At 43.8% G+C, this 14518-nt stretch carries 9 protein-coding genes; 2 read left to right on the forward strand and 7 right to left on the reverse strand.

The features are described from left to right. Positions 1–39: 39 nt before the first annotated feature. From CLV82_RS05950 to CLV82_RS05960, 3 genes are all read right to left on the reverse strand, one after another. Positions 40–2052: an IPT/TIG domain-containing protein gene (locus CLV82_RS05950; protein WP_133643361.1), complete on the reverse strand. Its 2013-nt coding sequence runs from the start codon at positions 2050–2052 to the stop codon at positions 40–42. Then, positions 2049–3257, reverse strand: coding sequence for an outer membrane beta-barrel protein (locus CLV82_RS05955; RefSeq protein WP_133643362.1), 1209 nt, complete (start codon positions 3255–3257; stop codon positions 2049–2051). Before CLV82_RS05955 ends, CLV82_RS05950 begins: the two co-directional genes overlap by 4 nt. 474 nt (positions 3258–3731) lie before the next feature. Beyond that, entirely contained in the window at positions 3732–4385 is a 654-nt protein-coding gene (locus tag CLV82_RS05960) for a VOC family protein (RefSeq protein WP_133643363.1), read from the reverse strand. 699 nt (positions 4386–5084) lie between these two features. Here CLV82_RS05960 and CLV82_RS05965 point away from each other — a divergent pair. Next, positions 5085–5807 carry a hypothetical protein gene (locus CLV82_RS05965; protein WP_133643364.1) on the forward strand — a complete coding sequence of 241 codons (723 nt, stop codon included), beginning with the start codon at positions 5085–5087 and terminating at the stop codon, positions 5805–5807. Between the two features lie 530 nt (positions 5808–6337). Here CLV82_RS05965 and CLV82_RS05970 read toward each other — a convergent pair. From CLV82_RS05970 to CLV82_RS05985, 4 genes are all read right to left on the reverse strand, one after another. Further along, complete coding sequence (locus CLV82_RS05970) at positions 6338–7981, reverse strand: amidase family protein (protein ID WP_133643365.1); 1644 nt, start codon at positions 7979–7981, stop codon at positions 6338–6340. A gap of 13 nt (positions 7982–7994) precedes the next feature. After that, entirely contained in the window at positions 7995–9122 is a 1128-nt protein-coding gene (locus CLV82_RS05975; RefSeq protein WP_243744151.1) for a DmpA family aminopeptidase, read from the reverse strand. Between the two features lie 902 nt (positions 9123–10024). Beyond that, a complete protein-coding gene (locus tag CLV82_RS05980; protein WP_133643367.1) occupies positions 10025–10939 on the reverse strand; it encodes a metallophosphoesterase in 915 nt (304 codons plus the stop codon). Positions 10940–11173: 234 nt separating this feature from the next. Beyond that, positions 11174–11545, reverse strand: coding sequence for a hypothetical protein (locus tag CLV82_RS05985; RefSeq protein WP_133643368.1), 372 nt, complete (start codon positions 11543–11545; stop codon positions 11174–11176). A 269-nt stretch (positions 11546–11814) separates the two neighbouring features. Between CLV82_RS05985 and CLV82_RS05990 the strand changes: the two genes are divergently transcribed. Continuing rightward, complete coding sequence (locus CLV82_RS05990) at positions 11815–14106, forward strand: N-6 DNA methylase (protein WP_133643369.1); 2292 nt, start codon at positions 11815–11817, stop codon at positions 14104–14106. Positions 14107–14518 lie beyond the last annotated feature (412 nt).

Consider the following 14518-nt stretch of genomic DNA (forward strand, 5'->3'; position numbering starts at 1 on the left):
TACCGGGGTAGCCTGGACTTTACCCTATACAGCGTATTATTAATCAGGCTGTAGTGCATCATAGATCCAAAATTGCCCACTACTACCTGCGGTAAAATAGGCGATGTCATTTAAGAGGAATAAAAAATTCATTCTTCGGGGTGCCATGGGTTCCTTTTTCCAGGAGAAGCCATCAAAACTCCAAAGGTTAGTAGTCCCATGCGGTTCATTGACACTACCGAAGTAAGCCCTGCTATTGGTAGTAAATGCCGTAGGGTTAGCCAGTGATTTGGCAGGGTAATCATCAAATCGTGTCCATTGCTCAACCACGGGGTCGAACTTATACATTTCATAATTATGGGATCCCGTATTTCGTGACCCTCCTAGCCCGGTATATATGTGACCATTAAGTATCGTGGCCACACCACCCCTGCGTCCACCTAGAGTTGCAGGGTAATTTGCTATCTGTGTCCAACTATCTCCTGTTGGATCGTACTTCCACATGTCGGAGTAATAGGTATGATAATCATAGGATCGTCCTGTTCCTGCATAACCTATGTTATTATATGAGAAAGTAAGCAAATCCCTTTTGCCCGAATAAGGAACATTGGTTTTCTGTGTCCAGTTCTTCGAGAGGGTATTATATTCATAGAGTTCCATTCCTGCCATTATAAAAAGTAGGTTTTCAATTGTAAAACTGCTGGGACTAATAGTGGTACTCCCGGGGTATGACGTTTCCTGTTGCCATTCCCTTGTTATAGGATCGTACTTCCAGAATTCATCATTTGAAATCACATACCCCTGGTCCATGGTGGACATCCCTTGGTAGATATAGGCCGAATTGTTAAATGGAACATTGGAGAGCCTGAACCACTTGTCTGTTATTTGTAGAAAAGTATCACTATAAGCGATTTCCCCGAGAATGTTGACACTTACTTCAACACTGCGCGAACTGTAAACATGTTCAATCTGAGTAGGGATGATTACGGTAAGGCTATCGGCACGAGCTGTCACGATTTCAGCTATTTTTCCATCGATACGAACCTCATTCATTTCCGGATCCGGGCTGAAATTCTTGCCAATTAAGGTGAATTCTTCACCCGTCTTAGCTGTATTCGAGGAGAAGGAAGAAATCACAGGGTCTTTAATGCTTATGGCCTGCTTCACTTTGGTCTTCATATTATTCATTTCAATGGTGATGCCGGGTTCTTTTATATCCACTCCTGCCGGAACCCGAACAACCACGCTGGACTCCTCTGTTGTCACAATTTCTGCAGGAAAGGCGACGTCTTTAAATCCAAGAAAGTTTACCGAAATACTGCCCTTAACCGGATTAAAATTTTCACCGGAGAGCGTGACCTCAGCATCAAAACTGGTCTGCACGGGGGTGATTTCACTGATAACCGGTTTATATAGATTGAACTTTTCTTCAAATGATGACACATTCCCATTTACTTCGACGGCAACAGTTAGCAGCTCCTCCGCAACCGCGTCCGGGATCAAGAATTTAATTGCTGTCTCACTGAACGATGTGATTTCTGCTTCACTCCCTTCTACAAAAACCTTGGTTGCCCATTTAGCTTTGCCAAAATCGCTGGAGGTAATTTCAACCTCGTCCCCAATATGACCGCTCGATGGGATCATGCTCTTAAGTTCCGGGCCTTTACTGCCCTGGCTCTTAAAGTTAACAGGCTCCCCCAACACGAGGTAATCGGCGGTACGGACATAGGCCTTAACATGATACTCCTCATTGTTTCTCAGGTTCCTGCTGATCATGGCCGAGAATCCTTCTGCTCCAACATTACCCTCTATACTGATGCGTTCACTGTTCTCAAAATCCATCCTCCCAACGTAATCATCAGAATAAATGAATCCATATTCTGCAATGGGGTAGTCGCCGCGCAGGATGAACTCAGCATTCAAGCGGGCCCCATCATTTGATACCTCGGTTACCGGTAAGGTAGTAAGGCGGGGATATTCCCGCGGTGTGATAGTTTCTTCTTCCGTAGTACAGGTAGCCAGGGAAAAAAGTAGAAGAGAGAATGCGAGTGAACGTAGGATGTACAGTTTCATATCTGAACGATGAAATTAAGGGACAACTGGTTGGTGGTAACCATGGTAGAAAACACATGGCTGATTCTTGACATCTGGGTGTAGCGCAGGGTGAGTCCGCTTTTAAAGTGTTTAAAGGATTTTATAACGCCAACCCCTCCCCAGGCGCCTACCTGGGATTTATTGATATATAGAGCTTCGGTTACCGGAGAAGTCTGTACCTCGTTGCCCTCGATCTCTTCGCTCATTACATAGGATTCGGAATCGATATTAAAGTTTAATCGCCCTCCACCCTGAAGAAAGAATTGCACGGACCGACCGGGGAAGGTGTATTTGAGGGAAAGAGGGACACCAACCGTTGTGAGAGCGATAAATGTATCGTGGTAGGAGGTGGAATTGCGCCCTTCCTCAATGACCAGTGACTGGTAACTGGATTTGCTGAAATGAGTCTCCATCTGGAACGCGAATCGTTCCGAGATGCGGGGAGCTGTGAAGGAAACCAATATTCCTACGGTAGGGACCATATTCTCATAAGAATCATCCATATACTCGAGGTAACTGTCATCTGCTATGAACTTGGGGTCGTGTGAAGTAACCAACTGGGACCTGGAGACGCCCACGATAGCGCCGAACTCAAAAACGCTCCATGGCTTTTCGGTTTTGTACTCCTTAAAGTATTCGCCTTTGCATTGATTATACTGAACAACCAGTGGAGTAAGGTCGCTTTCCCTTAAGCGGATGTTTACCGTTAATTTTTGAGAATTCTTAAGGCAATCATTGAGCATGTAGGATAGTTTACCCCTCCAGCGTCCTTTCTCCACCGTGTAGTATTCGTACTTCTGGCGGTCGTAGATCATCTGATGGTTGGAATCCAGGTGTATTAACTCGCCGTCCTTCTTCACAACAAATTTATCTTCTGCCTGGTAAAGACTCATTTGGCCTTCAACCAGCACCTCTACAAAAGTTCCCTCAACGATAAGTGCACTGTAATGCTCGTCATTTATGAATCCATACCCCAGGATTTCGGCGGGAGTGTATGTTTTAAGCGTCTCTCCAGTTCTTAATACACAGGATTCATAGCGTTTTTCGATGGTACGGTAAGCCAAAAGTCCGTGGATGGTATCCTTTTCCAAGGAGATTACATAGCCCTCCCGGAAATCACTTTGTGCAGAGAGGCAACCCACCATGCATAGCAAGATGCAGGCGAGTAGGTTATTTTTACTCATAAGCAGTTATCCCCAATAGGGGAATGGGTATAGGTCAGGGACACAGGTTAATTGGTTGGTCGCTGTGGGATTAATACTACGCGACAATCGCATGTCGCACAAACGAGCACTAACTTATAGAATATTTTCATTATGACAAATATTTATCGATGAATAGGGTGAAGGGGTAACGAGGTAAACAGGTAATCGGGGTAATGGTAAAAGGGGGGAAGGATAAATTGTACGTTCACTCTTTTATGCCAGCACTTAATTTGAGGCATCTTTCGATGTGGTCATACCGTAGACGGTCACGCCGTCAAACGGTTCTGCAGATTATATAATGCTGCGAACCGGGAACTGCGAACGGGTAGAGTGACAGGGTGACAAGGGGGAATAAAAGTTTCAAAGTAGTTTTTATTACTGTCCTTTGTGAACTGCAAACAGCGAACTGCGAACCGCGAACTGCGAACAGCGAACTGGAAACCAAATTCTGTATCACCGCTCCTTCCGACTTACTATTTCAATAAAAACATTATCGGGATCGCGGAGAAAGACGAGTTGATAGGCATCTCTCTTGACCCACCCCAGTTTCTGGATATTAAATTTTTTGGACTGGTCAAGGATCTTTTGGAAATCTTTGGCCGAGTAATAGAAGGTAAGGTAATTTACACCTGCCCGATCATTGATTCCGCCGAGATCTGACCGTTTAACAGGCTCCTCAAAATATGCCAGTTTTATTTCTGTGGCCGCAGGGTTGTCTTTCTGTTTCAACCGCTTCACCTTGAATGGCTGGTTATTGGCAGCCCCCGCTTCTGCGCTCCAATCCGCATCCAGTTCAAATTCACCTACTTCCACCATGCCTAGAACATTTTTGTAAAAGTCCAGCGAGGCATTAATATCACTTACGACGATGCCTATTGCTGCTACGCCCAGTTTGGCTTTGGATTGCTGGGGTTTCTTGCCCGACTTCCTCCTCCAGTTTTTGCGATAGGTGAGTCTAGGGTCTGGTTTCTCAACGATCAAGGCACCAAGTTTTTTAGCTTCCTGCTGACTTTCCACCATTTCCGGAAGCTCCGCAGGCGGGGTTTGGGCCCCGCAATGACCAGAAACAATAAGGAAGGCGGCAAGTAGTATGTAAAGTGATTTCATAACATCTCCCGTTTGGAAGCCCGGGGGAGACTACGCGATTTAGGGTTAAGTTACGAAAAATGTGAGGGAGTGATGCGGCCCGCCCGAACGTACCGTCCGGTACGGGCGGGTGATGCAGTGATGCGGTGATACAGTGATACAGGTAGGCGGGTATACGGGTAATTGGAAATCCAGATCAATTTCGAACATCAAACCTCAAACTTCGAACTACCAGGTCATACCGTCACACCGTCACGCCGTCAAACGGTGATACGGTGATGCAGTGATACGGTGAAGCGGTAATACAGTAAACTTTTACAACTTTTTTATTATGCATCGAACTTCGAACTTCGAACCTCGAATTTACCTACCCGCCCGCCCGCCTGAATGACGTAGTCGGGCAGGTACCGAGCGGCACGTTCGGGCGGGTGATGCGGTGATACAGGTATACGGGTAATTGGAAATCCAGATCAAATTCGAACATCAAACCTCAAACTTCGAACTACCAGGTCACACCGTCACGCCGGCAAACGGTTTTACAGTGATTGGGTGATGCGGTGATACAGTGATACAGGTAGGCGGGTATAAGGGTAATTGGAAATCCAGATCAATTTCGAACATCAAACCTCAAACTTCGAACCGCGCATTGCGCACTAAATGCAACCCTTATTGCAAGCAATCCAACACGCCAGAGACGGGAAAAGATATTAAATTGCCATTATGAATCTCTACACCATACTTGCGCTCTCACTACTTGTCCTCACCCACCTTTTCTCATATAAACTTAATCTGACCAGCATTCCACGCTCCAGGTGGTTGTCTTTTGCAGGCGGGATCTCGGTAGCCTATATCTTCCTGTCTGCTTTCCCGGAACTGTTCGAATTTCACGAAGCAGTGAGGGAGGAAAAAGGTTTTATCCTGGCGGATTCGGCCATTTTCCTGCTGGCCCTGGGCGGACTCGTACTTTTCTACGGCCTGGAACGGCATGCGAAGCTGACGGAGCATTCCAGGCGGGATCCGGCGGGGGAAGAGCAGGAGGGAAGTATTTACTGGCTGCACCTGGCGTCCTTTGCCCTATACAACCTGATCATCGGCTACCTGCTCTTGGAAAGGGAAGAAGACAGCGGAAGGTTCGGAATGATTCTGTACGCCACCGCCATGGCCTTTCATTTCATGGTGACCGATTTTGCCCTGGCCGAACATTATACCAAACGCTACGAGAAAGGCGGGCGGTGGTTGCTGGTCGCCGCGGTCATCGCAGGCTGGGGAATCTCCCTCTTCCTCGAGATCCCGAAACACTACCTGGGAATGCTCTTTGCCTTCCTCGCCGGGGGTGTCATCCTTAACGTGATGAAAGAGGAATTACCGAAGGAACGCGAAAGTAATCTTCCCGCTTTCATTTCCGGAGTTGTTGGGTATGGAGTGTTGTTAATAGCTGGATGAGGCATTGAAAAGGGTGATGCGGCCCGCCCGAATGAACGTCGTTCCTGCCCGTACTGCGTACATGCAGGCGGGCGGGCGGGTGATGCGGTGATGCGGATATTTCGGGATGCCGTCAAACCGGCACACCGTCAAACGGTTTTACAGTGATACGGCCCGCCCGAACGTACCGTCCGGTACGGGCGGGTGATGCGGTGAAGCAGTGAAACGGTCACACCCGCAAACTGCAAACCGTGAACTGCGAACGGGTAGAGTGACAGGGTGACAAGAGGGACAGAAGGGACATAAAAATTTTTTGTGAGTGCCCACTGCCTACTGTCCACTGCCTACCACCAACTGAGCCCAGCAGGCCTCGAACTACCAGGTCACACCGTCACGCCGTCACACCGTCAAACGGTTTTACAGTGATACGGTGAAGCGGTGAAGCGGTAATAGAGTAAACTTTTACAACTTTTTTGTTATGCATCGAACCTCAAACCTCAAACCTCAAACTTCGAACTTATCGGCCGAAAACCTATCATGACTCTGTATCCTTAATCATAAACGGCCGGCGGTTTCCTGTTGTTGAAATTCCGCTCAAAATCATAGGCCATTTTTAACAGCTTCTCTTCCTCGAAGGGTTTCCCGATAAAGGTGAGCCCGATGGGTTCGCCATCGGTACTGTATCCCATCGGTATCGTCAGGCATGGAAAATGAGCCATGGCGGCATAACCGGCGCTGTAATTGTTTATAGAGAGAACAGCATCCAGCTTATGGGTATCCATAGGGGTGGTGAAATAACGAACTGCTTCCTGATTCAACCGCTGCTTCAGATCGGCCAGGGCTGTGCTATCCAAATCTTCAGCAGACACAGAGTGAAACCGTTCCTGCCCGTAGGGCATACGGATGACCGAATCTGCCTCGTTATACCTTTCAATTTCTGCAGCAGACTGGAAGCGAACGGAGTCCCCGCTGAAATTTTTAAGGTAATGCGCGAGATCCGTCTGCATGTCGGCACTAAGGACGCGCCCAAAATCTGTAAGATCAGCTTCAATGGGCTCAAAGGCGATCGTGGTGACCCCGGCTGCCTCAAGTTTTTGGACGGTCTCGGCGTAGATACTATCCTTCAAAAATTCTTTATTGACCCCCAGCCGGAAGGACGAGAGGTCGGCTTCCCGGAGATCTTTCCAATATTGCTTCGGTGATGACTTCTCCAGGGTGACAGGATCATCCCGGTCTTCGCCTGTCAGTGCTGAAAGCAGGATGGCGTTGTCCACGACATGTTTGGTGATTGGTCCGGGGGTGTCCAGGGTACTGGAGATGGGCACGATGCCGCTCCGGCTCAGTAATCCCACGGTAGGTTTAAGTCCCACAACGCTATTCTTACTGGCCGGGGAGAGGATAGAGCCCGAGGTTTCCGTGCCGATCGTTGCGGCGGCGTAATTGGCGGCCATGGCAACCCCGCTTCCTGAACTGGAACCGCCTGTATCAAACTGCCGCGGTCCGTAAGGATTCAGGGTTTGCCCTCCCATGGCACTGTAGCCATTGGGACAATCCGAACAAAAGAAATTAGCCCACTCGCTCAGGTTGGTCTTACCTAGAACCAGGCCACCGTGTTCACGGAATTTCCGGATGATATGTGCATCCGGGGCAAAGTTATTTTTCAGGGCATCTGCCCCTGCAGTGGTGGCCATTCCCGAAGTATTGATATTGTCCTTAACCAGGATCGGGATCCCGAAAACAGGGTGGCGGTCCGCAGTGCGCTCGGCATCCCGTTCCCGCGCCTGGGCTACGACCTCGGGGTTGATGGCGATGATGGCATTGAGGGCCGTTTCCGGGTCGTTCTCGTATCTCACAATGCGGTAGAGATACCACTGGGCGAGGGCCTCGTAGGTCAATTGGCCCGACTCCACCTTGTCCTGTATGCTCAGGATATCCTGCTCAAAGATCAGGGGCTTCAGCTCCTGGTATCTTTCCTCTGAAAAACCTTGTAATTGGGGCGATATAACGGCCCAGAGGTCATTTTTATCAAGCACTTTGGCTTGGATCCGCTTGTAACGGAGCCGGGTATTTTCATGGTCGGCATTAGCTTGGAGTATTCCGCTTTCATCATAGGGGACCCAGGGGGCAATTTCGAACTTTTGCTCGGCCTGGCAACTTAGCAGCAGCAGGATCGCCAGGGGAATTATATATCTCATAGGTACTCGGGTTTTACTCTTGTTTTCGTGCTTTATACTGATCTAATATTTTCAGGGTTTGCTCTATGGGTAAGGCTTTCATGATCCTTCCGTCCTGTCCCTGCATATCCTCGGCCATGAAAAGCGAATTGTAGATGGCTTCTTCTGTCGCTTCCACGACAGCGAGGAACAAGGGCGACATAAAATCATTGCCTACTTCTTTCACGGTGCGCTCTATGGAGGCTGCTGTATAGGGGATGCGCCGGTCCTTATGGGTGCTGAAGGCAATGCTGTAATCCCCGCTCCCGTTGGAAGAGAAGGCACCGACCCTGCCAAAGGCGAGGAAGGAACGTTTTGCGAGGCGTTTAAGATTTCTGGGAGACAGGGGAGCATCTGTTGCGATGATCATCATGCAGGACCCATCCACCACGTATGGCACGTCTTCGGCCATGTAAAAATTATTCATTTCGCGACCAACCGGGGCTCCGTTGATCTGTAATATTCCTCCAAAATTGGTCTGTACCAGGACGCCCACCGTATACCCGCCTTTATCTTCGGGGAGCACCCGGGAAGCGGTCCCGATCCCTCCTTTAAAACCCAGGGCGCGGGTGCCAGTCCCGGCCCCGACGTTGCCTTCTGCCACAATTCCCGTCTGGGCGTTTTCCAGGGCTTTAAAAACATGCTCCTGTTTTACATGCCGGCCCCGGATATGATTGAGCCACCCGTCATTGGTTTCCCCTACCACGGGGTTAACAGAACGCACGGATTCATTCCCGGGGGTCTGCAGGGTGTAGTCCATCAGGGCATTGGCCACAAGGAAGGCATTCAACGTATTGGTAAGGGCAATCGGAGTTTCGATATTCCCTAATTCTTCGACCTGCGTAAACCCGATCGCCTTTCCAAAACCATTCCCTACGAACACTGCTGCGGGGACCTTTTCCTGGAAGATATTCCCGCCATGGGGTCGGATCACCGTTACCCCTGTCCGAATAGAATCCCCCACGACCAACGTGGTATGCCCGACAGAAACACCGGCAACATCAGTAATTGCGTTATACGGGCCGGGCGTCAGGATACCTGGTTCAATTCCTAATTCCCGGGCTCGTTGCCTTTCCTGGGCAGAAATACTTAAAGGAAGAGCTAGCAGGAGAATCAGTAGCAAGGATCGAATTTTCATAAGCGTGAGCCATTGGTCTGGTTGGGGGAATTAAGATAAGGGCTTTATGGTAATTCTCAGGAATTAAGGGCTGAAAAATAATTACGGTGATATGGTGATACGATGATGCGGCCCGCCCGACTGAACGTCGTTCGGGCGGGTGATGCGGTAATACGGTGATGCAGTGATGCGGTAGGGCAGGTATTCGGATAGGTAGATATTATCAAAATTCGAATATCGAACTTCAAACCTCGAACCACCCTGTCACACCAGCAAACCGCAAATTTACCTACTGTAAGTAGGCCGTGAACTGCGAACGGGAAGAGTGACAGGGTGACAAGGGGGACAAAGGGACAGGGAAGTGGATTCAGGAGAACTCGCGACATTAAATTGCGAACCGCAAACTGCGAACCGTGAACGGAATGTTTACATTCCACCCCCTCCTTCGGGTTGTATGAAAGTGAGATTTCCGTGCACTCAATGATGTCAGTGAGGATATACCTGGAAAATACTTTTATGAAAAAGGTTCGGAAGAAGCTGAAACCCCTGATTTTAGCTGACTTGAAGAGCTTTTAACCGAGTCGGGCGACCTTCGGGTTATGAGGCAGCATCCCTTTAAATACAGGGCCTCCCAGCGTTTTTGAGCTTTGAAAACCGGCACATTTTGCGTGCTCGGGTTAAACATTATTTTGCTCTAAAATACACATTTTTAGGAGAGTAAAAAATGGTGTGTGAAAATTGGTGATTTCTGGACGTTTTTATGGCCTGGGTTGGAATTATATTTATGAAGGCCAATTGAAAATTGATTATTAATTTTAATTCTGATGTAATTATAATAGGTAGCCTTCGATAATAATTAATCACATAACCAACCCCTAATTGCACCCCTGGTAAACCGTTTCTAGAAACTATCTTGCAATGGTAAAATTGGAATTGGAAAGTGTTCGTTCACCTTTAAAGGTGTAGGCCACTAATTCACCTTGTTTAGCTACACTATAATCCAGGCAACAAACATTCATTTTCTGCAGTTCGGGAGTTCCTTTTAGCCAGTAGTGGCCAAAGAACACAGGCTTTTCATTTTCTGAATAATAGTCCAGGCCATTGTTGTGTTCAATTACAATTTCAGGAAGTTGATCATCTTTATGAACACTTATAGAGCTATAGGTGGCATTCACAGGATTCTCCCACCATTTGGAGCGGATCTCCGTACGAAAGAAACCATCTTTATCCTGGAAAGTGAGGCCGGAAGGCAACGAAAGTTCCTGGCCCTTTAGAGTTACCTCAACTGCTTTATGAAGAGCTGAATCTTTATTAACCGATTCGTGTAAAAGCTCGTCGGTAAGCCTCGCATCCGGCAATCGACCTTTTAAATATTTAATATGAACTGGATCCCAACATGCATGTACAGCCCTGAAATTTTCATTCTCATAGAACAAGGGTAGCGTTTTAAACCACTCAAGATGGTTATCGTATTCATCCTGGCGATTTTTAAATTGTTGTAAGGTTTCATAATGCTGAAGTATATTTTTGATGCTGTGTCTTCTCAAATGTCCACCTTCCCGTTCTTCCTGGTGAAAACAAAGCGCATTATATTCGTGATTACCCATAAGAGCAATAGCATGCCCGTTTTCCACCATGGGCCTCACTATATGTAACGTTTCACGAATCTTGGGTCCCCGGTCGATATAATCACCAACAAATAAAGCTGTCCTGTATTCATGTGTGAATACACCGTTTTCTTTTTCATAGCCTAATTTTTTAAGTAACGCAATTAATTCATCAGCGTGGCCGTGGATGTCACCTATTAGATCGATTTTTTTCATGAATCCCAAATTACTATTTCTTGGTTTAATGATTAACATTTTCCTCCTATCTAAGATATATTGAGATTATTTAATATTGGGTTATTCTACGTGTTGTGAGGACGAATTATGGTGCTAAGGATTTTTCCAGAGAATGGGTTCATTCTGGTAAAAAATCTATTTAAGAACTTGGATAGTGTAGTAGCCTATTAAGAGCCTAATAAATTATCCCCTCTGAAAGTAGTAATTGCTAGTTTAAAAGGGCAAACCATTCGCCCCCTCCTTAATTGGATTATTTTTACATTCTTCTACACGGTATAAAAATTCTCCTTCCTCAGTTTTACCCAAATTTTGAAATACATATTTGATTACTAGTTCATCTGTATTAGGACAATGAAAACTAAGTGCATCTGCATTCGGATAACATAAAAAACACCTAGACTGCTTACAAAGTAATTTATTATAACCTGCTGTTTTGAGACTATGAATCTGGAATTCGATTCTATTAATTAATTCATATTTATCTTGATCAGAATAATAAGAATCCTTATCTAATTGATCTAAGAAAGAATAATCCAAGTTTGTAAATGTGGACCGAATTATAAATTCTAATTGCTGTATATTCATTTAATCAAGATAAGAGGGTAGAGATTATATTTTGTATCAGAACCTCACGACTTTTCAGTTATAATATAGCGCGGTCCTTACAAATTCTCAAGTAGTTTACTATAAAAGTTACAGCTCGAATAACAAGAAATGTAAAGGAAGAGGTTTTAATTGCTAAGGACCCGGGCAAATAACTGGCTGATTATTGTGAATTTACGTGGGGGATATAGAGCTTGTTAGGCGTGCGGAAAAAAGCTATCACGTAATAATGCCTTTATAATCTAATAATTATGAATACGTCATTTGAATTAATATTAAGTAAGTTATATGAGGAAAGAAAAGATGTTTTTAACCTTGAAAATATTCTTGAGGCGGCAAAAACTGAAGGGATTAAACTTGATAAAAATGATATTGCGGATCACCTGTCTTCCAACCGAAATCTAAATTACCATTCCACACCAAACGAAATCGCGATGGTAATGTCCGATATCATTCAGTTTTATCAGCCGAAATCTATAGCTGACATATGTTCTGGTTTAGGAAATATTCTTTATTACTGCAATTCTGAAGCTTATCGTGTAGGTTATGAGATCAATGATAATATTGTAAAGATAGCGGAGTACCTGTTCCCCGAAATTGAATTCATCTGTACCAACACCTTAAAGCATTCTTTCCGTGAAACTTATGACTGCGTTTGTGGATGTTTACCATTCGGAAAAACGATTTTTGATCAGAAGACGATTAATAATAATCAAGTTTTTATAAAAAAGGGTTTGGAATTATTAAATCCTGGTGGACTGCTTGTATGTATTGTGAGAGATAATTTTTTGAACACGACCGAGTTCGATACATTCAGACAAAAAATCCTGGAACAATACTATTTGAAAGGTGTAATTTCATTACCAGAAAAGTCACTACAAGGCACATCCGCCAAATGCAGTATAATAATTATAGAAAATAGAACTTCTGACCAAGAAACTGAATTTTACAGCTATACCTCAACCGAGGTAGTTGTAGAAAACTTCAGGAAATCTAACTATGATTTTAAGGTTTCTAAAATTGGATTAATACGATGGGACTTTGATTATAATGCCCCTGAAAATTCGAATTACGAACAAGAAATTAAAAACTATAAGCTTGAAAAGTTAGGAATCTTAGCTTCAATTCTTCCTGGAGCCCATATTAATTCCAAGTCCCTAAATAGTTTTGGAGAGATTCGAGTAATACGGCCAGTGGATATATCGAGAAAAGGTTTAGTATCCTATTTTGAAAACAAGTTTATAGAAGAATCACACTTTGATAACCTTCCGGCAACGTCTCGTAATAGCTTACTTCAAAAAGGTGATATTGTAATATCGGCCATTAATAAAGATCACAGGCTGCAATTGTATTTTCATAATACTGAATCTCGTTTAATTGCTAATCAGCACTTAATCATAATAAGAAATAATAAAAATTCCTTCTATCTATGGGATTATTTAAGCACCAATCAAGGACAGGAATTACTTCTCAATCAAATTAAAAAGCACTTGCGTGGCGGCGTATTACCTCGCTTAACATTACGAGATTTAAAAGAATTTGAGATTCCGATTTTACCTAACTTTTACACAGATAGAATAAATAACGATTCCCTCCTTCAACAACCCGTTGTGGAGTTAAGTGATAAATTACAGCAGGTCCGTGAAACAATTAGGCATACGAGGGGTGGTGATAATCAGTCAATTGCTGTTGTAGAGATGTTAAATACTATGTATTCTAGGATTGAATATATAATAGCGAACCAGTCTGCGATAAATAATAAGCTGGACCATTTAATAGAAAAAATTGAAAATCTTTCTATAGAGTTTTCGCGATTAAAGCATTTACCCCGTGAGGAATCAGACATAATCCGTAGAATGGAGAAATTACTCGATTCTAGAATTGAAGAGTTTATTCTTAACCAAGACAAGATAGAGTTACATTTAGAGGAAATTCATCGATGGTTTGACCATTTTGATTTATTGGAACCTAAAAGTAAATTATATCTGCCGCAGGCAGAATTTCTATTTGATCAAATATCCCGACTGTCCAACCCAGACTATTCACCCTTTATTATTCAGTATTGCCGAGCATTCGAAAATGAAATGCTTTTGAAGCTTTTTAGAAGATATGTGCAATCATTAATTGATAGAAATATTGATATAGATCAAAAATTTTACTGGGACTTAGGACTTAAGGAGAATGGGAAGCCGAATTCTCCAAATACTTATCGTTTAGCTAAGCATTTTAAGAAATGTATTACTAAAGATTCCTCGGAATGGTATTTTGAATTGGGCAATATGGAAATGCATCTTCGCTATTTAACTGGAAATTCTATCCGTAAAAGTGCACTTTTACAGGATATTAAAGACCAAATTTTACAATCTTTTACTGAGGATATTCTCGAGGTAGAATTCTTAGACGAGCTTAGATCGATAATAAAAAATTATAGAAATAAATCTGCTCATCCTGATTTGATGAATAGTGAGGCAGCGAATCAATTTAGAATTTTAATTCAATCACTATTTAATGATCTTTTTGAGAATTATAAAACCCCTATATAATAATAATTGAATTTACAAAGTTTAGTTGATCTTCTACTCTTTAGAGGTACATTTCAAAAAAAATATTAGTCATTCAATTTTTTTAAACTCATGATATTTTGTTTTTCATTTACCAACCTTAGGTTAAGTCGCAATAGCTTTAAAATCCATAATTAAAAATCCACTATAATTTTTTAGACTCGGAGTATAAAAGGTAATCCCTCATTAATAGATTATTTTTTATATTGACCACTAATATTGAAATATTGTCAATATCCCAACCAAAATTCATTTTGAATATATGTTCTTAATATCAAATTTTCACTCATCCTTATTGTTTTTTATCCATTTCTGCTGTAATATTTAAATGACCTATCATGTTGCTTTAATCTGAATTATATTATATAATTTCTTTCTATTAACAATTTAATAA

This window comes from Zeaxanthinibacter enoshimensis (genome assembly GCF_004362865.1).
In the GTDB taxonomy this organism is placed as follows: Bacteria; Bacteroidota; Bacteroidia; order Flavobacteriales; family Flavobacteriaceae; genus Zeaxanthinibacter; species Zeaxanthinibacter enoshimensis.